The organism is Polaribacter staleyi (assembly GCF_038024045.1).
Lineage (GTDB): Bacteria > Bacteroidota > Bacteroidia > Flavobacteriales > Flavobacteriaceae > Polaribacter > Polaribacter butkevichii.
This window is the reverse complement of sequence record NZ_CP150665.1, coordinates 1,524,239-1,550,103: the sequence shown is the minus strand read 5'-3', so window position 1 is coordinate 1,550,103 and position 25,865 is coordinate 1,524,239. Positions and strand designations below refer to the sequence as shown.

General features: G+C 29.6%; 23 protein-coding genes. 9 read left to right on the top strand and 14 right to left on the bottom strand.

Annotated features, from left to right (window positions below; all coding sequences use genetic code 11):
• Positions 1-69 precede the first annotated feature (69 nt).
• The 5 genes from WHD07_RS06815 (at position 70) to trpA (ending at position 4,162) form a co-directional block, all read left to right on the top strand.
• Entirely contained in the window at positions 70-240 is a 171-nt protein-coding gene (locus WHD07_RS06815) for a hypothetical protein (protein ID WP_343330560.1), read from the top strand.
• Between the two features lie 208 nt (positions 241-448).
• Entirely contained in the window at positions 449-1,237 is a 789-nt protein-coding gene (gene trpC, locus WHD07_RS06810; protein WP_343330559.1) for an indole-3-glycerol phosphate synthase TrpC, read from the top strand.
• 120 nt (positions 1,238-1,357) lie between these two features.
• A complete protein-coding gene (locus tag WHD07_RS06805; RefSeq protein ID WP_343330558.1) occupies positions 1,358-2,065 on the top strand; it encodes a phosphoribosylanthranilate isomerase in 708 nt (235 codons plus the stop codon).
• 57 nt (positions 2,066-2,122) lie between these two features.
• The gene (trpB, locus tag WHD07_RS06800; RefSeq protein WP_343330557.1) at positions 2,123-3,307 is read left to right on the top strand and encodes a tryptophan synthase subunit beta; all 1,185 of its coding nucleotides are present in this window, start codon (positions 2,123-2,125) and stop codon (positions 3,305-3,307) included.
• A gap of 87 nt (positions 3,308-3,394) precedes the next feature.
• Positions 3,395-4,162 carry a tryptophan synthase subunit alpha gene (trpA, locus tag WHD07_RS06795; protein WP_343330556.1) on the top strand — a complete coding sequence of 256 codons (768 nt, stop codon included), beginning with the start codon at positions 3,395-3,397 and terminating at the stop codon, positions 4,160-4,162.
• 74 nt (positions 4,163-4,236) lie between these two features.
• Here the strand turns inward: trpA and WHD07_RS06790 are convergent, their stop codons facing one another.
• Positions 4,237-4,689, bottom strand: a complete 453-nt coding sequence (locus WHD07_RS06790) for an FKBP-type peptidyl-prolyl cis-trans isomerase (RefSeq protein ID WP_343330555.1) — start codon at positions 4,687-4,689, stop codon at positions 4,237-4,239.
• A 112-nt stretch (positions 4,690-4,801) separates the two neighbouring features.
• Between WHD07_RS06790 and WHD07_RS06785 the strand changes: the two genes are divergently transcribed.
• Positions 4,802-5,035, top strand: a complete 234-nt coding sequence (locus WHD07_RS06785) for a CDGSH iron-sulfur domain-containing protein (RefSeq protein WP_343330554.1) — start codon at positions 4,802-4,804, stop codon at positions 5,033-5,035.
• A gap of 210 nt (positions 5,036-5,245) precedes the next feature.
• Positions 5,246-7,459 carry an FUSC family protein gene (locus WHD07_RS06780; RefSeq protein ID WP_343330553.1) on the top strand — a complete coding sequence of 738 codons (2,214 nt, stop codon included), beginning with the start codon at positions 5,246-5,248 and terminating at the stop codon, positions 7,457-7,459.
• 93 nt (positions 7,460-7,552) lie between these two features.
• Here the strand turns inward: WHD07_RS06780 and WHD07_RS06775 are convergent, their stop codons facing one another.
• The 5 genes from WHD07_RS06775 to WHD07_RS06755 are packed head-to-tail and all read right to left on the bottom strand — an operon-like array spanning position 7,553 to position 15,580.
• The gene (locus WHD07_RS06775) at positions 7,553-9,169 is read right to left on the bottom strand and encodes an amidohydrolase (protein ID WP_343330552.1); all 1,617 of its coding nucleotides are present in this window, start codon (positions 9,167-9,169) and stop codon (positions 7,553-7,555) included.
• A gap of 48 nt (positions 9,170-9,217) precedes the next feature.
• The gene (locus WHD07_RS06770; RefSeq protein ID WP_343330551.1) at positions 9,218-9,970 is read right to left on the bottom strand and encodes a hypothetical protein; all 753 of its coding nucleotides are present in this window, start codon (positions 9,968-9,970) and stop codon (positions 9,218-9,220) included.
• Between the two features lie 49 nt (positions 9,971-10,019).
• On the bottom strand, positions 10,020-10,739 hold the full coding sequence (locus WHD07_RS06765) for a hypothetical protein (RefSeq protein ID WP_343330550.1): 720 nt from the start codon (positions 10,737-10,739) through the stop codon (positions 10,020-10,022).
• A 45-nt stretch (positions 10,740-10,784) separates the two neighbouring features.
• Complete coding sequence (locus WHD07_RS06760; RefSeq protein WP_343330549.1) at positions 10,785-12,551, bottom strand: hypothetical protein; 1,767 nt, start codon at positions 12,549-12,551, stop codon at positions 10,785-10,787.
• Positions 12,551-15,580: a tetratricopeptide repeat protein gene (locus tag WHD07_RS06755; RefSeq protein WP_343330548.1), complete on the bottom strand. Its 3,030-nt coding sequence runs from the start codon at positions 15,578-15,580 to the stop codon at positions 12,551-12,553. Before WHD07_RS06755 ends, WHD07_RS06760 begins: the two co-directional genes overlap by 1 nt.
• 202 nt (positions 15,581-15,782) lie before the next feature.
• Here WHD07_RS06755 and WHD07_RS06750 point away from each other — a divergent pair, with 202 nt between their 5' ends.
• Both WHD07_RS06750 and WHD07_RS06745 read left to right on the top strand, forming a co-directional pair.
• The gene (locus WHD07_RS06750) at positions 15,783-16,469 is read left to right on the top strand and encodes a cell division ATP-binding protein FtsE (RefSeq protein ID WP_105050398.1); all 687 of its coding nucleotides are present in this window, start codon (positions 15,783-15,785) and stop codon (positions 16,467-16,469) included.
• Positions 16,469-17,347, top strand: coding sequence for a glycosyltransferase family 2 protein (locus tag WHD07_RS06745; protein ID WP_343330547.1), 879 nt, complete (start codon positions 16,469-16,471; stop codon positions 17,345-17,347). Before WHD07_RS06750 ends, WHD07_RS06745 begins: the two co-directional genes overlap by 1 nt.
• On the opposite strand, the gene WHD07_RS06740 is transcribed toward WHD07_RS06745, so the two are convergent.
• The 8 genes from WHD07_RS06740 to WHD07_RS06705 form a co-directional block, all read right to left on the bottom strand.
• Positions 17,318-18,403 carry a glycosyltransferase gene (locus WHD07_RS06740; RefSeq protein WP_343330546.1) on the bottom strand — a complete coding sequence of 362 codons (1,086 nt, stop codon included), beginning with the start codon at positions 18,401-18,403 and terminating at the stop codon, positions 17,318-17,320. The two genes, WHD07_RS06745 and WHD07_RS06740, sit on opposite strands and share 30 nt — an antisense overlap.
• A 414-nt stretch (positions 18,404-18,817) precedes the next feature.
• Positions 18,818-19,402, bottom strand: coding sequence for a LutC/YkgG family protein (locus tag WHD07_RS06735; RefSeq protein ID WP_343330545.1), 585 nt, complete (start codon positions 19,400-19,402; stop codon positions 18,818-18,820).
• Positions 19,402-20,766: a LutB/LldF family L-lactate oxidation iron-sulfur protein gene (locus tag WHD07_RS06730; protein WP_343330544.1), complete on the bottom strand. Its 1,365-nt coding sequence runs from the start codon at positions 20,764-20,766 to the stop codon at positions 19,402-19,404. Before WHD07_RS06730 ends, WHD07_RS06735 begins: the two co-directional genes overlap by 1 nt.
• A 6-nt stretch (positions 20,767-20,772) precedes the next feature.
• Complete coding sequence (locus WHD07_RS06725; protein ID WP_343330543.1) at positions 20,773-21,510, bottom strand: (Fe-S)-binding protein; 738 nt, start codon at positions 21,508-21,510, stop codon at positions 20,773-20,775.
• A gap of 7 nt (positions 21,511-21,517) precedes the next feature.
• Positions 21,518-21,850: an L-rhamnose mutarotase gene (locus tag WHD07_RS06720; protein WP_343330542.1), complete on the bottom strand. Its 333-nt coding sequence runs from the start codon at positions 21,848-21,850 to the stop codon at positions 21,518-21,520.
• A gap of 11 nt (positions 21,851-21,861) precedes the next feature.
• Entirely contained in the window at positions 21,862-23,160 is a 1,299-nt protein-coding gene (gene fucP, locus WHD07_RS06715) for an L-fucose:H+ symporter permease (protein ID WP_343330541.1), read from the bottom strand.
• A 100-nt stretch (positions 23,161-23,260) separates the two neighbouring features.
• Positions 23,261-24,700 carry an aldehyde dehydrogenase gene (gene aldA, locus WHD07_RS06710; RefSeq protein WP_343330540.1) on the bottom strand — a complete coding sequence of 480 codons (1,440 nt, stop codon included), beginning with the start codon at positions 24,698-24,700 and terminating at the stop codon, positions 23,261-23,263.
• A gap of 210 nt (positions 24,701-24,910) precedes the next feature.
• Positions 24,911-25,810, bottom strand: a complete 900-nt coding sequence (locus WHD07_RS06705; protein WP_343330539.1) for an AraC family transcriptional regulator — start codon at positions 25,808-25,810, stop codon at positions 24,911-24,913.
• Positions 25,811-25,865: the final 55 nt, after the last annotated feature.

The window sequence follows — 25,865 nt, the reverse complement described above, 5'->3', positions numbered from 1 at the left end:
GGTTACGAGTGAAGTAATCTGTTTATAAAAAAAGGTTGCTTCGTTCCTCGCAATGACAAACAAGATAAAATGGCAAAAAAAAAAAATATAATTCTAGTAATTCCTGCTTTTTTAATAATGGGAGCAGCAGTAGGACTTCAAACAAAAGAGGTTATAAAACAGACTTTGGTTGGTTTGATTGTTGGAGTTGTAATTTACTTTTTCTTGATGTACAGAAATAGACGAATAAATAGTAAATAATGTCATTTCGAGCACAATCGAGAGGTTATATTTAGTTCTCGACTGTGCTTGACCTGACAGAAGTAAAATAATTAGTAATAAATAAAAAAGTTCTCGATACAATTTTCTCAAAAAATCGAAAATCACTCGAACTGACAATATGTGCTGTCACATCGAGTGAATTTGAGAAGAATGAACAAATTTGTATCGAGATGATATTAGAAGAGAAATGACAATACTTGATAAAATAATCGCATTTAAAAAGAAGGAAATAGCTAAGATAAAGGCAGAAGTTCCTGTTCAGAAATTAGTACAAAGTCCTAGTTTTGGAAGAACAACTTTTTCACTAAAAAAATCGTTGTTAGAAGTTGGTTCTACTGGAATTATTGCAGAATTTAAACGTCAATCTCCTTCTAAAGGAATTATTAATGACACAGCAACCATTGCAGAAGTTACTAATGGCTATTTAGATGCAAATGTGGCGGCACAATCTATCTTAACAGATACTTCTTTTTTTGGAGGTTCTATGGCAGATTTGATGGAAGCAAGAATCATCAACCAACAAAAACCAATTTTAAGAAAAGATTTTATTGTTGATGGATTTCAGATTGTAGAAGCAAAAGCAATTGGCGCAGATGTTATTTTATTAATTGCGTCTTGTTTAACAGCAACCGAATTAAAAAACTACGGAAACTTAGCAACAGATTTAGGTTTAGAAGTTTTATATGAAATTCATACGCAAGAAGATTTAGATAAGATTAACGATTTAGACAATAAAATTATCGGAATCAACAATAGAAATTTAAATACTTTTGAAGTCGATTTGGAGCATTCAATTAAGTTGGCAGGTCAAATTCCGGATACATGTTTAAAAGTTTCTGAAAGCGGAATTTCTGATCCTAAAATTATTACAGGATTAAAAGAGTTTGGTTTTCAAGGATTTTTAATTGGAGAAAATTTTATGAAAACGGATAATCCAGGAGAAGCTTGTTTAGATTTTATCAATCAAATTAGATAGTTATGTCAGTTCGAGTGAATTTTGAGGAACGAAAAATTTGTATCGAGAACAAATATCTTCTCGATACAATTTTCTCCTAAAGTCGAAAATTACTCGAAGTGACAACAATAAAATAAAAATATGAAACTGAAAGTTTGCGGAATGAAATATGTAGAGAATATCCAACAAGTTGCGGATTTGCAACCTGATTATTTGGGCTTTATTTTCTATGAAAAATCAAAAAGAAATTTTGAAGGTATTATTCCAGAGTTTTCAAAATCAATCAAAAAAATGGGTGTTTTTGTAAATGAATATCCAGAGATTGTAATTTCTTTAGTAGAAGAATATTATTTGGATGCAATTCAGTTACACGGAGATGAATCTGTGGAATATGTTACCGATTTAAAAAATCAGTTAACAGAAAGAAGAGCCTTGTTTATTGAAGAAAATAAAAGTATCAAGAAGAAAAAGAATCAACATTATATTTCTAAAAATGAAGTAGAAATTATTAAAGTTTTCGGAATTAAAGACGAGTTTAATTTTGATGTTTTAAAACCTTATTTAGAAGTTGTAGATTTCTTTTTATTTGATACAAAAGGAAAGGAAAGAGGAGGAAACGGAACAAAATTCGATTGGTCTGTTTTAGAGAAATATCCTTTTGATGTACCTTTCTTTTTAAGTGGAGGTATTGGATTGGAAGATGTAGAAGAGGTGCAAAAAATAATGAAATCAGATTTACCTATTTATGCATTAGATGTAAACAGTCAGTTTGAAAGTAAACCAGGAGTTAAGAAAATAGAAGAATTAAAGGAATTTAAAAAGAACGTCATTACGAACGTAGTGAAGTAATCTGCTTATTAATTAAGAGATTGCTTCGTTCCTCGCAATGACAGAATATTATAAAATATGAAATCAAAATTTCACCCAGACAAAAACGGTTATTACGGACAATTTGGAGGCGCATTCATTCCGGAATTGTTATATCCAAATGTGAAAGAATTAGAAGATAATTACATTCAAATATTAGAATCTAAGGAGTTTCAAGAAGAATACAAATCGTTATTAAAAGATTACGTTGGTCGCCCAAGTCCGTTGTATTTGGCAAAACGTTTGTCAGAAAAATATGGCGCTTTTATTTATTTAAAACGAGAAGATTTAAACCATACAGGCGCACATAAAGTAAACAATACTATAGGTCAGATTTTAGTTGCTAAGAAATTAGGTAAGACTAAAATTATTGCAGAAACAGGCGCAGGGCAACACGGAGTTGCTACCGCTACCGTTTGTGCTTTAATGGGCTTAGAGTGTACTGTTTTTATGGGAGAAAAAGATATTGAGCGTCAGGCGCCAAATGTTGCTCGTATGAAAATGTTGGGTGCAAAAGTCGTACCTGCTTTAAGCGGAAGTAGAACTTTAAAAGATGCAACAAACGAGGCAATAAGATATTGGATTCAGCATCCAGAAACCTTTTATTTAATTGGTTCTGTTGTTGGTCCACATCCATATCCAGATATGGTGGCCCGTTTACAAGCCGTAATATCCGAAGAAATTAAATGGCAATTAAAAGAGAAAACAGGAAAAGAAAATCCGGATACAATAATTGCTTGTGTAGGTGGAGGATCTAATGCTGCTGGTGCTTTTTATCATTATATGGATGATGAAGATGTAGAATTAATTGCTGTTGAAGCTTCTGGTTTGGGAGTGAATTCTGGAGAAAGTGCTGCCACTTCTCAATTAGGAGAAGTTGGAATTATTCATGGTTCTAAAACCATTTTAATGCAAGATGAATACGGACAAATTATTGAACCTTATTCTATTTCTGCAGGTTTAGATTATCCTGGAGTTGGCCCTTTACATGCTTTTTTATATGAAAGTAAAAGAGCCAAATTTATGGATGCAACCGATAAAGAAGCGTTGGCTGCTGCTTACGAATTAACTAGAATAGAAGGAATTATTCCTGCTTTAGAAAGCGCGCATGCTTTGGCTGTTTTACCAAAAATTAAATTTACAAAAGACCAAGTTGTGGTGGTAAATTTATCGGGTAGAGGAGATAAAGATTTAGAAACGTATATCAATCATTTAGAAGATTAGAAACGTCATTCCGAACAAAGTGAAGGAATCTGCTAATTAATTATGAGATTGCTTCGTTCCTCGCAATGACAGAATGAAACAAAAATTATGAATTCAATTCAAGAATTATTTCAGAGAAAAGATAAAAATTTATTATCTATTTATTTTACTTGTGGATATCCAAAATTAGATGATACCACTAAAGTGATATCAGAACTAGAAAAAAGTGGTGTAGACTTTATAGAAGTTGGTTTGCCATATTCAGATCCTTTAGCAGACGGACCAACCATACAAGATAGTAGCCAAAAGGCATTAGAAAACGGTATTAATTTAGATCTTATTTTTGATCAATTAATGACCATTAAAGAAACCAATAAAACGCCTTTAGTTTTAATGGGATATTTAAATCAGATGCTTAAATATGGCGAAGATAAATTTTGTCAGAAAGTAGTAGATTGTGGTATCGAAACTGTTATTTTACCAGATTTACCAATGGTGGAATATGAAAATCATTACAAAGATTTATTTGAAAAATACGGACTTACAAATGTGTTTTTAATAACTCCGCACACATCCGAAGAAAGAATTAGAAAGATAGATGCTTATTCTAAAGCTTTTATTTATGTGGTGGCTTCTGCGTCTATTACGGGTGCTAAAGGTGATATTTCTAACAATCAGGTAGCTTATTTTGAGAGAATTAAAAATATGAATCTAAAGAGTAATTTAATTATAGGTTTTGGTATTTCTGATAAAGAAACATTTACTACTGCTTGTAAATATGCAAACGGAACTATAATTGGTTCTGCATTTATAAAGAATTTAGGTTTAAACGGAATTGATAAGATTGATGATTTTATAAAACCAATTATTTCATAAATCAAACCTCATACATGTCACAAAAAAAGCGAAACTTATTAAGTTTCGCTTTTTATTATGAGTTTTAAATTGGCTTAGTTTACACTAATTAATTTTACATCGAAAATTAAAACAGCTCCTCCAGGAATTGTACCACGTCCATTTGCTCCATAACCTAAACTATAAGGAACTAACAAGATTCCATCTCCACCTTCCTTAAAAAGTTGAATTCCTTCTGTCCAACCAGAAATTACTTGATTCAATCCAAAAGAAATACCATTAGAACTACTTTCGTCAAAAACATTTCCGTCTAAGAAATATCCTTTGTAAGCTACGGTAACATTTGAAGAACTTGTTGGTCTAGTTCCTGTACCTTCATTATTAATTACATAATATAAGCCAGAATTAGTTTTTGTAGCAGCTAAGTTGTTATCTGTAATGTATTCTAGGATGTCTGCTTCTGTTTGAGGCTCAAAATTAGGTGAATCATCACTAGAGCAAGAAGTAAAAAGAATTAAAGAGAAAAATAGATATACGTATGATTTCATTTTATGATTTTATAAATTATTGGCGAATATAATAGAATTACAAATCATTCTATAACTTCAAAATAGAAATTAATCATAAAATTACTTATATTGATACTCTAAAATAAAAAATATGGAATTACCAAAAAGAGCAGGAAATGCATCTATTGTAGTAGCTTTAGAAGAAGGGAAAAACTACGCTTGGTGTACTTGCGGATTGTCGGAAAAACAACCGTTATGTGATGGAAAGCATAAAGGAACAGGAATGAGCCCAAATGTGTTTACTGCAGAAAAAACAGAAACAAGAAATTTATGTGCTTGTAAAGCCACTAAAAATGAACCCTTTTGTGATGGTTCTCATAGATAGCAAAAAATAGTATTTTAGAGAAAATTGGTGTTATGTGTTACTTAATGAGGTGTTTTCTTTCCATAACCAGGGGAAGAAAATTCGCCTTTTTTCTCTTTAATAATATTGTAATTAGTATATAAAAACATTCTTTTATTTATCAATTTAAAATGATTAAATAAATAGACTTACCTAGAAAAAACTTCTTAAATTTGAGTATTAATTTTATGTATGATTAAAAATTTAATTAGATATTTTAAAGGGGTGTATTTTATTAAAGCACTGGTGGTTGCTTTAGCAATGGTAATTCCTGTACTAATATCTATTTATTTTTTTGATAGCTTTGAGATAGGGTTTAGTATTGCCTTAGGAGCCATTTTTTGTGCTCCATCTGATATTTCTGGAAGTTTAAAACATAAGTTTTTTGGTATTGTTGCTTCCATTTTTTTAACTTTTGTAGTAACGCTATTAATAGGGAGTTTTACGAGTTACTTTGTTTTAATTCCTTTATTAATTATTCTCGTATTTTCTATTTCATATCTTTCTGTTTTTAGTTTTAGAGCATCTTTAATTTCATTTGCAGGGTTAATTTCACTGGTTTTGGCTTTGGCACCCAATAGTACAGAAATTTCTGTTTTTGAGCATTCGTTACTTATTGCTTTGGGGGGTATTTGGTATTTATTTTTAACCACCTTAACAGAGTTAGTGTTACCAAAATTACAAGTAGATTATTTGTTTGTTCAATTAATTGAAAAAACGGCAGAGTTTGTAAAAATTCGTGGAAAGTTATTGGTAGATACAGAAAATAGAACAGCCCTTTTAGAAGAAAATTTTAAACTTCAAGTAGATATTAATGAACTGCATGAAACGATAAGAGAAGTTGTTTTAGAAAAAAGGTTTAGCTTGGTTTTTAGTAATAGAACAAGACGTCAACAGCTAATCTTTTCTAAAATTATAGAAATATATGAATTAGCTATTTCAAACACGGTTGATTATGACAAGTTTGATGCTTTGTTTAAAGAACATCAAGAAAAAGTAGATGAGTTTAAACTATTAATTTTTGAAGTTTCAAAGAGGTTAAATCACATTTCAAAAGTTATTTTAAAAGAAGAAAAACTTACTTTTCATAATAATTTTAAAATTCTACTTAAAAAAATACAAAATCATATAGAAATCTATAAAGTTACTGTTGGCTTGCCCGAATCTAGAGAAGGAGTAATCTTTTTACTAAATTATAAAGCGTATCAAGAAAAGCAAATTGGTAATTTAATGGATATTTTTAGAGTATTAGATAATTATTCTAAAAACGATAAAATTAGAGCCATAAAAGATGCCGAACAATTTTTAACTCCTCAAGATTATGACCTTAAAAAACTAAAAGCAAACTTTAGTTTAAAGTCGCCCATATTTAGGCATTCGTTAAGATTAACACTTACCATGCTTATTGGTTTAATGATTGGTTTTGCAATTGATATGCAACAGCCTTATTGGATTCTATTAACCATTGTGGTTATTATGAGACCTAGTTATGGCTTAACCAAAGAAAGAACAAAACATAGAGTATTAGGTACGTTAATAGGCGCTACGGTAGGTGTTGGAATTGTTTTTTTAACGCAAAATCCAATTATTTATGGTCTGATATCTGTATCGTCTTTAATTATAGGTTTTTCTTTAGTGAAACAAAACTATAGAAACGGAGCTGCATTTATTACCCTCTATGTTATTTTTATTTATGCTTTAATGAATCCTAATATTTTAACAGTTATAAAGTTTAGAGTTTTTGATACCTTAATAGGTTCTCTTTTGGCTTATGTAGCTAATTACTTTTTTTGGCCAGCGTGGGAAGCTAAGAATATTAAGGAGTTTTTCTTAAATTCTATAGAAGGTTTTTCTAAACTATTGATACAAATAGATTTGTTTTATCATAAAAAAGGAGAAGTCCCTACCGAGTATGCTCTGGCAAGAAAAGAAGCTTTTTTACAAGTAGGGAACTTAAATGCAGCTTATCAAAGATTGGCACAAGAACCAAAATCTAAACAAGAAAATATTGTAATATTTTACGAGTTAATGACTATTTTTAATACCTATTTATCCTCTCTATCTTCATTAGGCATGTATATAAGAACTAATGAAACCGGTAAGGTGCCAAAACAATTTGAAATTTATATAAAGCATATTTTATTTCAGTTAAATAAAGCAATAGCCATTTTAAATAATGCAGAAACTGCTGCTAATTTAGATAGTGAAGAGCTTACTATGGCAACAAAAAATTATGAAGATTATTTTCATAATTTATCAGCTCTAAGAGATGCCGAAATAAAAAAAGGATTGCCTATTTCTAAAGAAATGAGGTCGCAATTACATGAAACACAATTAATTTCTGAACAAGTTAGGTGGTTGTTTAGTTTGTCTGAAAGTTTGGTGAAAAACATTAAAAAAGTTTAGCTCTAAGATTGTTTAATTTCGCTTTTTTATAAAAACACCTAAAACTTTAAAATAAGTTTTAGGTGTGTAAATTGTTGAAAAATTGCATTGTTATTAATACACTTTTTCTCCATTTAAGTATGTTTCAACTGCTTTTGTTTTAGGAATTTTATCACCTTCTACTTTCATAATGTCTTGATTTAGAATTACAAAATCAGCAAACTTGCCTATTTCAATAGAACCTTTTTCTTGTTCTTCAAAATTAGAATATGCAGCCCAAATAGTCATCCCTTTTAAGGTTTCTTCTCTAGTTAGAGCATTTTCCATCTGAAATCCGTTTTCAGGGTAATTATTGATGTCTTTTCTAATGGTTGCTGCGTAGAAAGTTAAAAAAGGATTTACTTGTTCTACAGGGAAATCTGTACCTAAAGCTATTTTTCCGTATTTTTTTAATAAATCTTTATAGGCATAAGCCCCTTGCATTCGTTTGGTTCCAATTCTGTCTTTTGCCCAATACATGTCAGAAGTTGCGTGTGTTGGTTGTACAGACGGAATAATATTATCGAAAAAATCAAAATCTTCTAGAGCAATAATTTGAGCATGTTCTATGCGCCAACGTCTGTTTTTGGCATCTTTTAAAACCTCTTTATACGTTTTTAACAACCAAGTATTTGCAGAATCGCCAATGGCATGTGTGTTCATTTGAAAGTCTGAAGCTGCAATTTGTTTGGCAATTTCTTGATATCTCTCTGGTGAGTAGATTAATGCTCCAAAATGGTTATCTCTATCAGTATACGGTGTACGCATTGCAGCACCTCTAGAGCCTAAAGCACCATCACCATACACTTTAAAAGAACAGACGTTTAATCGATCTGTTTTTAATTTTCCTTTTTTTATGTAATAATCTATTTGTGCTTGTTTGTCAGCAGAAACCATTGCGTAAATACGCATTTTTAAACTTCCAACCTGTTGTAAGCTATCAATTAATTCAATTGTATTTTGATCAATTCCGGCATCATCTACAGTGGTTAATCCGTAAGAAAAAGAAATTTTCTGAGCATCTAATAAACCTAGAATAGCTTCTTCTTTTGTGGTTTCTGGAAAAGGAATAAAATCCATAGCAGCATCAATTAGCACACCTGTTAACTCTCCGTCTTTGAGTATAATTTCTCCACCAGAAACTTTTGTGTCTTTTGTTATTTTAGATAGGTTTATAGCAGCCTGATTAACCAATAAAGCATGACCATCAACTCTACCAATAGCAACGGGAATTGTAGGGAATAAAGAGTCTAACTTTTTCTTTGTAGGAAACTCTTTTACTACCCAATCATTTTGATCCCAACCTCTTCCTGTAATAAAAGTTGAATTTTTTTCTTTTTGAAAAGCTATCAGTTTTTGTAGAACTTCATCGTAGCTTTTTGTACCCATTAAATCTACTTTTTGTTGCTGTAAACCCATTCTGTAAAAATGACAATGTGCATCAATTAAACCAGGGATAATTGTTTTGTTTTTTGCATCAACAATAGTTAAAGCATCGTAGTTTTTTTTGATTTCTTCGGATGTTCCTACAGCAATAAATTTTCCGTCTTTAATGGCAAAAGCACTTGCTTTTTCAAAATGATCATTTACTGTATAAATATTAGCGTTAATGATAATTGTATCTGCTTTTTGTTGTTTTTTGCAACAAGTAAGAGCTATTGATAAGCTAAATAAGAAAATAATTTTTTTCATATTGTATTTGGATTATAGGATATAAATTTACAAAAATGAAATGACTATTTATTTAATTTGAAAATGAATATGATCATCATGCCTTACAGCTGCACAACCATGAAATCTTATTTTAGCATGGTTAAGTTTTAATCTAGCTGTAAGATGAGGTTCTATAAATAATTTACTTACTGCATTATTTTTTAAAATATGAGTAATAAGACTTCTGGTAGCTTTTTCTGAGAGTTTTAAGTTTGTATTAAAATTACCTAGCGTAATATATTTGGTAAAATCATATTGCCAAAACCCTTTTTCTTTACAAATTTTAGCTTGATGTATTTCATTTTTTGATGGTGCTACAAAAACACCATAACCACTATTTGATGGTTTTAAATTTGTTAGAGTTCCTTTTTTAGTTTGATAGATAAAAGAAATATCAATTTTTTTTCCATCATTATGACTTAAGTGCGGAAGCAGAGGAAAACCGTTTATAAAAGGGAAGTTTGCATCTAAATAAATAACTTTAAGGGTTGGGTATTCTTTTTTTAGATTTAAAGAAATAGTTGTTAAAACAGTAGCCATTTTTGGAGTAACATAATTTCTGTTAAAGAGTTTTGTTATAAAATTATGTGCTTGTAATTGGTTGTTATTTTCTATTGGAACACGCCCAAATATTGGGGCAACTTTAGGGATTATTAAAAAAGTACTTGTTGCATATATAAAGATGAAAAGTAGTATTCTTTTAAGCTTGTATTTTGTGCTTTTATGAGAAACAATAAGTAAAGAAATAAAATAAATAACCCCACCAATTTGAGTTAACATTGTTAGAGTGAAGAAGATGAATAGGTGCAGAAATCCTTTAATAAAAACTTTAATGAGCATTTAATATTTTTTCTGCCTCAGAAATTACGTTTCTATGTTTTCTGGAATTTACCTTACTCATTGCACCGATTTCTGATATAATTTCCTTTAAAACCTCTTTGGCAGCTGCTTTTTTATCTCTTCTAATTAAAAATTTAGAAAACTCTAACCTTTCATAGTAATTAGAATATCTTTTATCAATTTTTTTCAATTGAATTTCTGCTTCTTCAAATTTGCCTTTTTGTTCTAAAGCCAAACCATAAAAATAGATAGTGTCTTTAAAGTCTTTTTCTAAATTTATTTTTTGTGAATATTCAACAACCTTATCAAAATTTTTGATTTCAAAATAACAACGTATCAATTTATTTAAAGTGTATGGTTCGTCTTTAAAATTACTATCTAAAGCTTTTTCATACTGTATTATTGCATTTTTAAAATCTTTAATTTCGGCATAACCATCAGCCAAATTAATCTTATTTTGAAATGTGTTAGAAAACTCTAACGCTTTTTCTAAGTCTTTTATCTTTTTAGATGGGTTGATAATTGTAGTAAGTTCTTCCGTGATATTGCTAACATCCTTTTTGTTAATTACTTGTGTTAAGAGGTAAATAATACAATCAAGTAACGGGATAAAAAAGATAATAAAATACCAATAGAAATTATTTTTATTCTTGTAAGCATGATACACACAAAAAACTTGAAAGGCAATAATAAAATAGTAATAGAACATGATGTAAATGTAATAATATTTTACGTTTTTTTGTGCTCTTAGGTCTTAAAAATCAAACTTGTAAGTAATTCCTCCTAATATTTGAAAACCTTGTGTATCGTAATTAGCAAAACGTTGATATTCTGTGTTTAAAACATTATTTAGTTTTAAAAAGGCAGAAAATTTATCACTAAAATGATAGCCTCCGTTTAAATTTACATCTACAAAAGAAGCAATGGTTTCTATCCCTTTAAAACTAGAAGGGTATATGTTGTTATAAAGTCCATCTTTTCTTTCACTTACATAAAAAATATCCGAAGAAGCAAACCATTTATTTCTTTTATATTTTGCAGAAACACTCCCTTCAAAAGAAGGCAAGTTCCATGCTTCTAATGCATTTTCTAAAGTGTAATTATTGTAAGCACCCTGAAGGCTAAAAGATAAGTTTTTAGAATATTCGTAAGCAAACTCTGCAAGTATAGAAGCCGTTTTAACATCATCATAATAAACATTAAAAGAGTTACCGTATTCATAGCCACTTAAAGTATATCCGTTTAAGGAATTATTAGTTCCGTCAGACTTTGATACATTTCTTAAAAATAGAGGTTTGTCTTCTTCGTTTTTATAACTTCCTTTAATATTAAAACTAATATCTCTGTTTACTTTTCCATTAAACCCAACAAATAAATTTGATTTTTCTAAAGTTTGAGTAATAAAAAGAGTAGGTGAAACATAAGGGTTTTCTTCTGTAAAATTCTTGTACGTATTTGTATGTAAATCACCAGAAAAACCACCGTAAATATTTAAATATTTTTCTATTATTGGACCTTCAATAAATAAGTCTGGTAATAAGAAAATATTATTCGATTTGTTTTCTGTATCTAATGATGCTATTAGTTTTACACCTGCATTTAAAGAAAAATCGTTGTATGTTAATTTGTATTCTGGGTTTATTTTAGCGGTAACAATAGAATAATCGATAGTGTTTTTATCAGCATAACTGTTGCTAAAGTTCCCTTTTAAAATCTCGATACCAGCTTTTACAAGCATATCATCTAATCCTAGGTTTAAAAACTTTAAAGGGAAAGCTAGTTTAGCATCAAAATTTGCAAGAATTTCATGACTGTTAAATTGATCTGTAAAGTAGGCTAGATTTATTTTCCCATAATCGATATACGAGTCATTAAAATCAAACTCACCAATAAGGTTAAAGTAATTATAAGTTTGTTGTGGTGCAATTAAACCAGTTGTAGTTGCTGTGTAGTTGCTTTGATTTGGCAAACCATACCAATTATAAAGGTTTCTTTCTGAGTTTAAGGTTACTTTCCAATCAAAGTAACGATTTTGTTGCTTGTAAAAAGCCCCAATGTTTAAGTTAGAAAAGTTACTGTTAAGTACAGAGCTTCTAACATCGTCTAGAGACGCTAAATATTTTGCATTAAAGCCAAACTCACTTTCAAAACGAGTGCTATAATGTAAATTTGTTTCTAAATAAGGCGTTGTATAATTACCAAAACCAGCAGCCAAATAATTCTGATAAACACGTTCTTTTACACCAACATCAATTCCTTTTACAACACCACTTTTAGGAATAAAAGTAGAAGCAACGGGAGCAGAAAAAATAGTGTATTCTAGTTTTTTCTTTTCACTGTTTTTAAGCAATTTAATTTTGGGTTGCTTGTTAATTTTTTTAGCATCAGCAATTTTAGGGTTGTATTTTGTAACAATATTTACAACCTCTGTTTTTACGGTGTCTATAGCCTGTTGCTTCTTTTGAGCGTTTAAACTTAAAAAAGCAAAATATACTAGAAATAATGTGAAACCTTTTTTCATTAATTTTTATTCTTTTTAGAGTCTTTTGGAGCTGTAATCTCTTCTTTAATAGGAGTTACAGAATTATTAGTTTTGGCTTCGTTTTCTTTAATTTTTTTTAATTCTTGCTTAGCTTCTTCAACAATATCTTCAAATTGTGTAAAGTTTTTAATAATGTTTTCTAAAACAAAAGTAGCTTGATAAACATCTTTTAATCCATAATAATTTTTACCCATTATTACATAACTTTTTACAGCCCAATATTTGTAAGAAGAAAAATTAGCAATTAATTCTTGTACAACTTTGTTAGAGTCTTCATATTCTTTTTGCAGATTTTTAAAGTAAGCATTGTAGTACAAAGATTCCGCTTTTACTTCTCCTGTAGCTGTTTTTTCTACCTCGTTATAATATTCTTCTGCGGTATAAAAATCTTCGTTTTTAAAGGAAGCACGAGCTATAATTATTTTAGCATCGTTTTCTAATGTACTATCTAATTTATTTCTTAATAATATTTTTTTCGCATAATCTACAGCTTGCTCGTAAGAAGCGGTTTCATAATACCCTTTCATTAAATTACTTTGTGCAAATAAAACATTTTCTGTTGTATAAGCTTCTTGCTCTAATCTGTCTAATACGGGTATTGCATTATTAAATTGGTCTTTTTCTAAGAATATTTGTGCTAATTTAGCAAGAGAATCTTCGCTATATTCGTTTTGTTCTTCTTCTAAAACATTTTGATAATATTGAATTGCTTTGTCGAATTCTTTTTTCTTAAATAAAGTACTTGCTAAGTAATAATTAGCTTTTAATTTGTGTATTCCTTCAGGAAATTTAATGGTGTATTTAGCTAGTGCTTTTATAATTTCATTGCCATCGTTAGCTTCAAAATACTTTTTTTCAGCAACAGCAAAAGTGGTATTGTCTATATCAGAATCTGTAACATTAATAAATTTTAACTCTGTAATCCAAGTTACATAGTCGTTTAATTTACCATTATCAATATAAATATTTCTAGCATTTGCAACAGCTTCAAAAGCATCTGGAGAATTTGGAAATTGACTTGCTGTTTTTTTGAATTTCTCTAAAGCTTTTTCGTTCTGATTTTCATTGTAATATAATAAACCTTGTCTTACCAATGCTTTCGGTATAAATACACTATTTGGGTGTTTTTCTATTAATCGATCATAAGCAAAATGAGCTTGTTGGTTATCTTTTATGATGGTGTAGGTATTTGCTAATTGAAATAAAGCATCGTCCTTTAACGTAGATACCTCATACTCATTAACAACCTTTTTTAAAGCATTTATTTTAGCTTGATTATTTTCTGTAAAACCATAACTCATCCCTATTTGGTATTGAGCATAATCTGCTTCTGCGCCAAAAGTTTTCACAACATTATCGTAAGTTTTTATTGCTTTTTGATAATTTCTAAGGGCAAAATAAGAATCACCTAAACGAATATAAGCATCGTCTATTATTTCCTTTTCTATAGAATCTTTTTTTATGAGGTTTTCAAAAGAAACTACAGCATTACTATAATCTTTTAGCTTAAAATTACTGTAACCAATATTGTAATCAAGTAATAAAAACTCTTCACTATTAGATTTTAGATTCTTTTTTAAAGTTGTGAATATATTTAGTGCTTCTTTTGGTTTATCTAATCGATATAATGTTTCTGCTTCCCAATATTTAGCTCTTTCGTTGATAGATACATCTGTTGCTTTTTTACTTTCTATAAAGTAAGGAAGTGCTTCTTCTAACTTTTGATCATTAAATAATTGAATACCTTTATATAGAGAGATTTCAGAAATTAAAGAAACATTTTTTACAGATTTATTTTTCTTTAAAAATGCCAAAGCACCCGTAAAATCTTGTTGATGTAAAAAAGAAGAAACCACTAAATCATTAATTTCTTCGTAGGCTTTAGATTTTGGATAGGCTTTTAAATAATCTTGTAAAACTTCTGCAACACTTTTAAAAGGGTTGCCCGTTTCATAACTTAATTTGGCATAATTTAACGCAGCATCTTGTTTAATAGTGGTGTCAAAATCCATTTCAGAAGCCGTTTTAAAAGCATTTAAAGCTTCTGTTTTTTTACCTAAATTAAGGTAACATTCACCTAAATGATAATAGGCATTTTGTGCAACAAAGTTTTTTTCATCAATAATTTTATTAAAATTACTAATGGCATTTTCAAAATCATTCTGTTTATAGTAAGCAAAACCAAGTTGATAAAAATCGGTATTATTCCATTTGCCTCTTTTACCTGTGTAGCCTTTTAAATAAGGAATCGCTTCGCTGTATTTTTCTAAATTAAAATAGCTTTCTCCAATTATTTTAGAAATTTCAGATCTATCTTTTCTTTTAAAGGTATCAATAAGTTTTTTACCAACTGAAATACAGCGCTCAAATTTACCTGCCTGAAAACTTATATCTAATAAATAGTAAGAAATTTCTACTCTATAAGTCTCATTATCAGCAATTTCTTTTAGGGTAGATTCTGCAATACCGTAATCTTCTAATTTATACGCAATGTAGCCGTAATAATATCTAGAGTCGTTACCATACTTAGCATCGTTAATTAAAGGAAGAAACTTTTCTTTAGCTAAAGGTAGGTTTTTGGCAATTATATATGCGTATCCCATTTTAAAGTTAAGCTCTTTTTGATCTTCTTTAGAAAGAGTATCAGCATTAACTTTTTGATACCATTTAAGGGCGTATGCTGCTTTTTTATTTGCAAAATAGTAATTAGCAACGGTAAAAAAGGCGGTGTTTTTTTTACTACTATTGGGGTTCTCTTCAATAAAAGAAAGTACTTTTTTATCTGCTTCTGGTTGGTTTAATCGTATAGCACACATGGCATCATAATAGGCTGCATCTGCTTTTAAGTTAGAACCTTTAGAGGCCTTTTTACTGATTTTAACAAAATTAGTTTGTGCTGCAGCATATGCCTTGTCATTAAATAATTTTATGGCATCATTATATTTTGTAAAAATATTAGTATCTACAATTGTTTGCTGACTATAAGCAACAACAGAGACTAGGAACATGAAAAAAATAAGCAAACGTTTTTTTAAAAAAACAAACTTCATATAATTATTTTTGATACTTAAAATGGATAACGAACATATTTTTGTTTTGTTTGATGAACAAAGAAAAAATGTGAAATATTTTACATCAAAAATAAGAATTGTTTATAATTCATAGTATAAAACCGATAGAAACTTTTAAGTTTGTAAAAACAAGTTTTTTATGGAAAAACCAGTCTTATTTTTAGAAAACGCAGAAATTTACCAAAGAGAAAATTTGGTATTATCTAATGTAAATTTATCGATACAAAAAGGAGAGTTTTATTATTTAATTGGTAAAACCGGAAGTGGAAAAAGTAGCTTGTTAAAAACGTTGTATGGCGATTTAAAGCTGCAAAAAGGAGCAGGTAGTATTGTAGATTTTGATTTAAAAACAATGAAAGAAAAGGAAATTCCTTTTTTAAGAAGAAAAATAGGAATTGTTTTTCAGGATTTTAAATTACTAAGTGATAGAAATGTTTTTGGTAACTTAGAATTTGTTTTAAAAGCAACAGGTTGGAAAGATAAAGTTAAGATTAAAGATAAAATTGACGAGGTTTTAGATAAAGTAGGAATGAAGGCGCAAGCTTACAAGAAAACCTACGAACTTTCTGGAGGAGAACAACAAAGAATTGCTATTGCAAGGGCTTTGTTAAACGATCCTGAATTAATTTTAGCGGATGAGCCTACCGGAAATTTAGACCCAAAAACTTCTTTAGAGGTGATGGAACTTTTAAACGATATTCATAAAAGTGGGAAAACCATTTTAATGGCAACGCACGATTATCAATTAATTGTAAAATTTAAACAAAAAACACTGAAATGCGAAGGCGGAGAATTGTTTGAGGTTGCTCAAAAAGCAACTGTGTAATGCTGTCTGTTTTAATTGCGTCTTACAATACAAATGTTGTAGATTTAATAAAAGAACTTCATTTTCAGTTGAATGAAGTACAGATTTCTTTTGAAATTATTTGTTTAGATGATGCTTCTAAAAGTAATTTAAACAAAAAAAATTTAATGGTTAATGAGCTTTCTTTTTGTAGTTTTCTAGAATTAGAAAGTAATATTGGTAGAAGTGCCATTAGAAATTTATTAGCTTCTAAGGCTTCTTATGATTGGTTTTTGTTTTTAGATTCTGATGTTTTGCCAACTTCATCTAATTTTATTTCCAATTATATAAAAGAAATAAAACGCAATAGTGCCGCAGTTTTTTTAGGCGGAATTAAATATAGAGATTGTGATTCTAAAAACTTACTTCGTTGGAAATTTGGTAAACAAAGTGAAGAGGTTTCTGTTTCCGTAAGAACTAAAAATTGTTACAAGTATTTTTTTACGGCCAATTTTTTAATAAAAAAAGAAATTTTTAAGGCTATAAAGTTTAATGAAAACTTAGTAAATTATGGTTATGAGGATTTATTATTTTCTAAAGAATTAGAGGCTAAAAGTATAAAAATAATACATTTAGAAAATGCAGTTTTTCATTTAGGCATTGACAAAAACGAAGTGTTTATAGGAAAAACTAAAAAGGCTATTGAGAATTTAGGTTACCTGATTAAAACAAATCATCTTCAAAAAGGGGATACTAAAGTCTCTGAATTGTATTTTAAAATAGCTCCATATGGCATTGTTAGTTTTTTAAGCCTATTTGCTGTGTTTTTTGAAAAAATAGCAAATAGAAAAGCATCTGTAATTTTTTTTAATTTGTTTAGAATTACGTATTTAAACGGCGTTATTAAAAATGGTAAGTAGTTGCATTTCTTGATGTTCCCAAACTAATTCTTGTTTTGCTTTTTTTAGCTGTGTAGAAAAATCTTTATCTAATAACGTTTTAATTTGTAATGCTAGCTCTTTTGGATTTCTATTAGCAATTACTTCTCCCACTTTATAAGCTATTGCAATATGTTTCATTTCAGGTAAATCCGATACTAAAATAGGGACTTCTGCTTGTATATAATCAAATATTTTATTAGGCAAAGCAAATCTGTAATTTAAACCAAAATCTTCTTCTACGCTAATACCTAAATTGGCTAATGGTGTTATTTTTTGTAATTTTTTTGGTGTAAGTTTACCTAAAAAATGTATGTTATTGTTTAAATCTAGAACGGTTACTTTTTGTTTTAAGGTATCAGAAATATCTCCATCACCAACAATTACTAAGATTGTATTTTCTAAATATAACATGGTGTCGATCATCAATTCTAGTCCTCTACCTATATTTAGTGCACCCTGATATAAAATAATTTTTTGATTATGATAATGAAATGGAAATTTGCCTACTTGTATTTCTTTTTGTGTAGGTAAATTCATAATTGTGGTAAAGCTAGTATTGTATTTTTTAGTATAAAAATTAGCAATACTATTACAAACGGTATAGTTGTTTTTAAGTTTAGGAAGTATCCAGGCTTCTAAATTAGTCCAACCTTTTTTTACAAAAGGTTTGTGTATTAATTCTGGAATTTCAGGAAAAAGCTCATGACTGTCATAAACTATTTTTTTACGCTGTAAGAAGCTTACTAAGTAGTTGGGTAATAAGGTATCTAGATCATTAGAAAGAAGGATGTCTTTTTTTGAGAAAAGTAAGACAAAAAATAAGCGAAAATTATATTCAGCATAAAATAAGAAACCTTTGTTAAAAATTAATCGGATTCTTTTTGTGGTATAACTTCTATTTAATGAAGTGCTATTCTTTAGCTTTCGTCCTATTAAAATAATTTCGAAACCATTTTTTTGTAACGTACAACAAACTTTATCAACACGTTGGTCTGTTGATAGATCATTAGTAACAGAAACAATTATTCTTTTCAATTTGTTTTATGATATAACACAAAAATAGGGTTTTAATTTATTAAATTAATAAAAATAGATTAAGGTTCTTGTTTCTTCTAGCTACAAATTTTTTCTAAAAAAAAATAAATGTAAATTTGTTTAATTGCAATGAGAAAGATTAATTATAACCAAACTAACCATGATTTAATCACTCAAAAAGTATGCCTAAATGTCCCTCATGTAAGTCTAGTTTCAGAAAGAGACTAGCTCGTAATTTCGTTTTAAGATTAATTCCTAACTCTAAACTTTATAGCTGCCATAGTTGTAAAACTAGATTTATAAAAGTTCCTTACTTTTTTAAATCAATAGTTGTAAAAAGAGTAAAATCAAAACATGTAGAACTAACTGCAAATTAGAAACAAAAAAACCTCCAAATTTGGAGGTTTTTTATTTTTATACTAATATAATTGATAAACTCATAGCTCCTTGCGCACCTACAACTAAACATTGTTCTATATCTGCCGTTTTAGAAGGACCAGAAATAAATACACCAAAAGTTCTTTCTCTTTCTGAAATTAAACCAAATCCTTCGTGCATGTGTTGACACAGTTTTTCTTTTTCTAAGATAATGACCAAATCATTAGTAATAAAAGGTAAAACTCTAATAGGGAACACATTTTCAGAAATCCAAACAGAGCCGTTTTCAGCAACTCCAAATTCACCATTTATAATTGCTAAATCGATGTTTTGTAAATCTTTTGGGTTTGTATCTTCAGAAATTGGTACTGTTTTTAAAGAAGTTAATTTCTTACTACAGTCCACAATACCCTTTGCATTTGGATATTGTTTTTTTATTACAACTTCAAGCGTTTCAGAAGATGATAATTCTTTAATGGTGCCACCAACTAGTTGTACTTTTTCTTTAAACTCTGCTAATAGATTGATGTCTTCAACAAAATTATTTAAATCTACTTCAGGTAAAGGAATATCTGTTGGTTTATTCTCTTTAATTGATTTTAATATTGCTTCTCTACCCATTATTTTTTTCTTTTAACTTTATACCATTCATCAAAATTTTGACCTTTTACTTCTGGTAAATCACGTGCTTTACCCCAGGCGTTTAATTTAGAATAGATTACTGCTCTAGGAGCATTTTTTAGCATGAATCGCGTCATTTTACCGGTAAAATTATATAGTCTTCTATTGGCTAAAACGCTTCCAGCCACTTTTAGTATAGATTTCTTAACAATGGGTTGTTTTACATCTTTTACAATTATTTGTCTCCATTTGTACAATTGCTCATGAATGTTAATCTTTACCGGACAAACATTAGAACAAGATCCGCATAAGGTAGATGCAAATGGTAAAGAACTGTGTTTTGTTAAATCTTTTCCTGGTGATAAAATTGAGCCAATGGGTCCTGGAATGGTAGCATCATAACTATGCCCACCACTTCTTCTGTAAATTGGGCAAGTGTTCATACAAGCACCACAACGAATACAATGTAAAGAAGCTCTAAAATCTTCTCTACTTAATTGTTCTGTTCTTCCATTGTCAACAATAACAATGTGCATTTCTTTGCCTTTTGCTGGTTTGTTAAAAAGAGAAGAGTAGGTGGTTATTGGTTGTCCGGTAGCACTTCTTGCAAGTAAGCGTAAAAAGATACCTAAATTTTCTTCTTTTGGAATGATTTTTTCAATTCCCATAGAAGCAATATGAACGTTGGCTAAATGAGAACCCATATCTGCATTTCCTTCATTGGTACAAACTACAATTCCGCCAGTATTTGCAATGGCAAAATTAACGCCTGTGATAGCTACATCAGCCTGTAAGAATTTATTTCTAAGATGTTTTCTTGCGGCGTTTGTTAAGTATTCAGGATTACCACCACTTGGTTTTGTGCCTAAGTGTTCTTGAAACAATTCATCTACTTCTTCTTTTGTTTTATGAATTGCGGGTAAAACAATATGACTTGGGGTTTCTTTTGCAATTTGTACAATATATTCACCTAAATCGGTATCCACAACTTCGATACCTTGCGCTTCTAGATGCGGATTTAAATGGCATTCTTCAGTAAGCATCGACTTGCTTTTTACTACTTTTTTAGCATTGTTGTCTGCTAATATTTTAGAAATAATTTCATTATGTTCTTTTGCGTCAGAAGCCCAATGAATTTTTATGCCGTTATTCTGAGCATTTTTTTCAAATTCTATTAAGTAGTTGTCTAAATTAGATAAAACATTGGCTTTGATACCAGAAGCAACATCTCTTAAATGTTCCCAACCTACAACACCATGTGCGGATTTATCTCTCTTTTCTCTAACATACCACAAAGCTTTGTCATGCCAATTTACTTTAGCTTCGTCTTTATTAAATTCTGTTGCTTTATCTGCGTGAGCCATAGTGTTCTATATGCTTTTGTTTAAAATTTCTGCAATATGCATTACTTTTAAAGGCTGTTTTTGTCTGTTGATTAAACCTTCTAAATGCATTAAACAAGAATGATCTGCTCCTGTAATTACTTCTACATCACTATCTATATGATCTTGAATTCTGTCTTTTCCCATTTTTACTGAAATAGCTTCTTCAAAAACAGAAAACGTTCCTCCAAAACCACAACATTCATCTTTTCTATTTAAAGACATTAGTTCTAAACCTTCTACAGCATTTAATAAATCTTCTTCTGTAGAAAAATGAGGATCCATTCTTTCTGAACAAGAACCTAAATGCAAACCACGCAAACCATGACAGCTTTTGTGTAGGCCTACTTTGTGTGGAAATTTTGCTCCTAAATTAGTTTTTCCTAAAATTTTGGTGATAAACTCACACAGTTCATAGGCATTATTTCTAACTTTTATAACCTCTGGAGTTTGTTCTAAAATATCAAAATGTTTTTTTACGTGATAAATGCAACTTCCAGAAGGACCAACGATATAGTCATATTCTTTAAAATTTTCTACAAATAATTGACAAGCTCCTTTTGAGTCGTCTTCATATCCTGAATTTCCTAAAGGTTGTCCGCAACAAGTTTGTGTTGATGGATAATAAACATCAACATTTAGCTTTTCTAACAACTCTAAAGTTGCTATTGCTACTTGTGGATATAATTGATTTACGTAACAAGGGATGAATAATCCTACTTTCATTGAGGGGTTATTTTAAATTATAAATTTGATCCATTAATATCCATTTTTCACCTTCTTTTGCAAAAGGTAATTTCTGTTGATATTTCCACATTTGGTTTTCCCATTCTTGTACTTTTGGGTTTGCTAAGTCCATGGCTGTTTTCTTTTCAAAAGAAAAAGTGTCGTTTACTTCCATGATCATAAATAACCTGTTACCTGCTAAATAAATATCTAAGTTTTCGATACCTGTAGTTTCTATACTCTGGGTAATTTCGGGCCAAATTTTTTCGTGATATTTTTTATATTCTGAAATTAATTTGGCATCGTCTACAAGGTCTAAAGCAAAACAATGTCTTTTCATAAAGCTTACTATTATTTATGTATTTTAAAGGTTCTATACCCGTAAATAGCAATAAAACAGAAACAAATAAAAGGAAGGATAAAAGAAAAATTTACTCCAGAAAAAGGACCTATTTTTTCCATATCTATCATTGTTCCTTGTAAGATAGGCATTAAAGCACCTCCTACAATTGCCATTACCAATCCGGCAGCTCCTAGCGCAGTATCTTCTTTACTTAATCCATCTAATGCAATTCCGTAAATTGTTGGAAACATTAAAGACATAAATGCAGATGTTGCAACTAATAAATAAAGTCCCATCATACCTTCTATTAAAATAACTCCAGATACAGTAACCATCGCACATAGTGCGAAAATCATTAATAATTTTTTTGAGTTTATGTACTTCATTAAAAAAGTACTAACAAATCTACTTCCTAAAAATATAGACATGGCAATAATGTTATAGTTTTGAGCTTCTGCTTTAGAAATTCCCAAATTACCAGCGTACTGAATAATAAATGTCCAACACATAATTTGTGCGGCTACATAAAATAGTTGTGCTAAAACACCTTCTTTATACTTACTATTTTTAAATAATCTTTGAAAAGAGGATATTGCGCTAGTTGGGTTTTCAATATTTTTTCTTTTAGGCATTTTTATTAAACTAATAATAACAAACATTGCTATTACTACAAAGCCTAATATTACATAAGGGTTTCTTATGATAGACAAATCGTGTGTTCTTACAACGGCCTTTTCAACTTCAGAAAGTGTACTAAAAATGATTTCGCCAGCTTCATTTCTTTTATCAGAATCTAAAGCGACTAAAATAAATTTTGATGCCACAAACATTCCAAATAAAGAACCTATTGGGTTAAATGCTTGGGCTAAATTTAAACGTTGTGTAGCCGTTTTTTCATCTCCCATTGATAATATAAAAGGATTTGCTGTGGTTTCTAAAAAAGCCAATCCGAATGTTAGGATGTATAAAGATCCTAAAAAGAAACCAAAAACTTCAAATTCTGCTGCAGGATAAAATAATAATGCACCTATAGCGTATAATGTTAAACCTAAAAGGATACCGCTTTTGTAGCTGTATTTTCTAACAAAAAGAGCAGCCGGTATTGCCATTGTAGCATATCCGCCATAAAAAGCTAATTGAACTAAAGCAGCTTTTGCAGAAGAAATTTCCATAACAGTTGCAAAGGCCGCAACCATAGGGTTGGTAATATCATTAGCAAAACCCCATAAAGAAAATAATGAAGTGATAACTATAAATGGAAGTAAGTATTCTTTTGAAACTACTGGTATTTTTTTTATGGTAGACATAATTTATTTTAGGTTAAAAAAATTAAAGAAATAAGAAGTACTACTAATTTTGTTTTTGGGGGAAACATTAGTAGTACTTGTTAACTAATTTTTATAAATTTTATTGATACTGAGCGTATACTACTTTTGTCTGTAAGTACTCTTCCATACCATGTTTACCATCTGCACCACCTAAGCCAGATTTTTTCCAACCAGCATGGAATCCTTGAATTGCTTCAAAATGTTCTCTATTGATGTAAGTTTCACCAAACTGTAATTCTTCGGCAGCGTGCATTACTTTATTAAAGTTTTCAGAGAAAATAGAAGAGGTTAATCCAAATTCACAATCATTAGCTAATGCAATAGCTTCATCAAGAGTACTAAATTTCATTACTGGTAAGACAGGACCAAAAACTTCTTCTTGTATAATTTGCATATCTTGTTTTACATTGGTTAATAATGTTGGCAGATAAAAATAACCTTTATTGAATTGTGGAGCTCTAGATCCGCCAACAATTACTTCTGCGCCTTCTTTTTTAGCATATTCTACCATTTCAGTAACCTTGTCTAACTGATCTTTAGATACCAAAGCACTCATATCTGGGTTGTTATCAGAAAAAGCATCTTCTACTTTTATTGATTTCATTTTTTGGGTAACCATATCTAAAAATTGGTCATGTATCGAATCTTCTATATAAAGACGTTCTGCACAGTTACATACTTGTCCGCTAAATATAATTCTAGAAGAAACTACGGCATTTACAGCCAATTCTAAATTAGCATCAGCACATACAATAGCAGGAGCTTTACCACCTAATTCTAAAGATACTTTTGTAATGTTTTGAGAAGCAGCCTCCATTACTTTTTGTCCTGCACCAACACTACCTGTTAAGCTAATGATACCTGTTATAGGGCTTTTAGAAAGTGCGTTTCCAACAATACTACCTTTACCACAAACATAATTTAGTACACCAGCCGGAATATTTATTTTTTCAATAAGTTCTGCAAATTCCATAACGGTATTAGGAGCAATAGAACTTGGGTTAATTATACAGGTATTACCTGTAATTAAAGAAGCAGCAACTTTTCTTGCCATTACAAAGAATGGAAAATTCCAAGGTAAAATACCTACCGCTACACCAATGGGAGCCTTGTGTAAAAAGATATGTTCTTTTTTACGATCACTCTGAATAATTTCTCCTTCAATTCTTCTTGCAAAACCAGCATAATAATCAAAATAATCTGCAGTTACATCAATTTCAACTTGTGCCAATCCCAAAACTTTTGCTTGTTCAGCTGCTAAAGTTTCTGCTAAAAAAATTCTGTTGTCACGAATCACATTAGCCATTTTATGTAAATAAGCAGCTCTTTCTATGGCTGTTAAAGATTTCCATGCATGTTGAGAGGCCTGTGCTGCTTCTAATGCTAAATTAGCATCTGTAACACTACCTGTTGGCATTAGAGATAAAACCTCTTCTGTACAAGGATTTAAAATTTCAATGACATCTGTAGACGTTGATTTAACAAATTTGCCGTTTATAAATTGATTAAATTGTTTCATTTTTAAATAGGTTTTTATGATTAATTATACTCTTGTTCTTGTAAAAATGATTGGAGTATTTTTACAAAGCGAATAAGAAATTTAAAATATTGGTTGTCAACAAATTTATATATAGAAAACTCTAATCTATTTATCCATTACAATCAATAATATGTATAATTTAAACATTTACCTTTTTACTGATAAATTTTATCAATTATTGTTAATGATTTAAGTATATTTTCCAGATTTGTATACGGCGGGTGTTAAGCCGGTTACGAGTTTGAATACTCTAGAAAAATGATAACGGTCTGAAAAACCTAAGTTAAAAGAAACTTCTTCAATTGTATTATTTGAATGTTTAAACAAATCACATGCTTTTGCAATTTTTCTATTCTGAATAAAATTATGTACAGAAATATTCATTTCTTGTTTAAATAACCTTGCAAAAGAATTTGCTGCCATATGAACTACGGCGGCAATATCTGCATTGCTCAATTTTTTATCCACATTCATTTCTATAAACCGAATCACTTTTAAAACTCTGTCGTCCATATTTATAGTCTTCCATAATTCAGGACCTATATTTGTAAGTGTTTCTTTTATAAAGGCTTGTAACTTTAAATTAAAGGTTAATTTAAAGTCAGTGTTTTCTATTTTTAACCTTTCTGTTAAATAGGTTAATCTTTCTTTTAAATAATCCGTTAGTTCTATTTCTATAATACTAGGATACACATTATCAAAAGGTACTCCTAAATTAAAATGGATAAAAAAATGTATTAACGATTTTTCTTTATAATCGTTTTCATCAATGTTATTGGTTAAATGTTTTCCAGAGACATGGATACCTGTTTTGTGGATATGGTTTTTTGTAAATCGAGATGAAAAAGAGGTAAAGGGAGGTATGATGTATAAAATATCTGGTGTCATTCGGGTAACTTTATCATTATGTATTAATTCGCCACCTTCATTTTTATTCCAATAAATTCTCCAATAAGGAAAAACCATATCATGACAATCCCACAAATCTAATAACCAATACCTACAACAAAGTAATTTTAATTTTAATTCTATAAAGTTCTGATTATTAGTGGATGGGTCTCCTAGTCCTCTGTTTTTAGAAAATTTCATTTTTTTAAACAATGTTTAAATTAGATACAAAAATACGGATTTTGAATATTTTTTA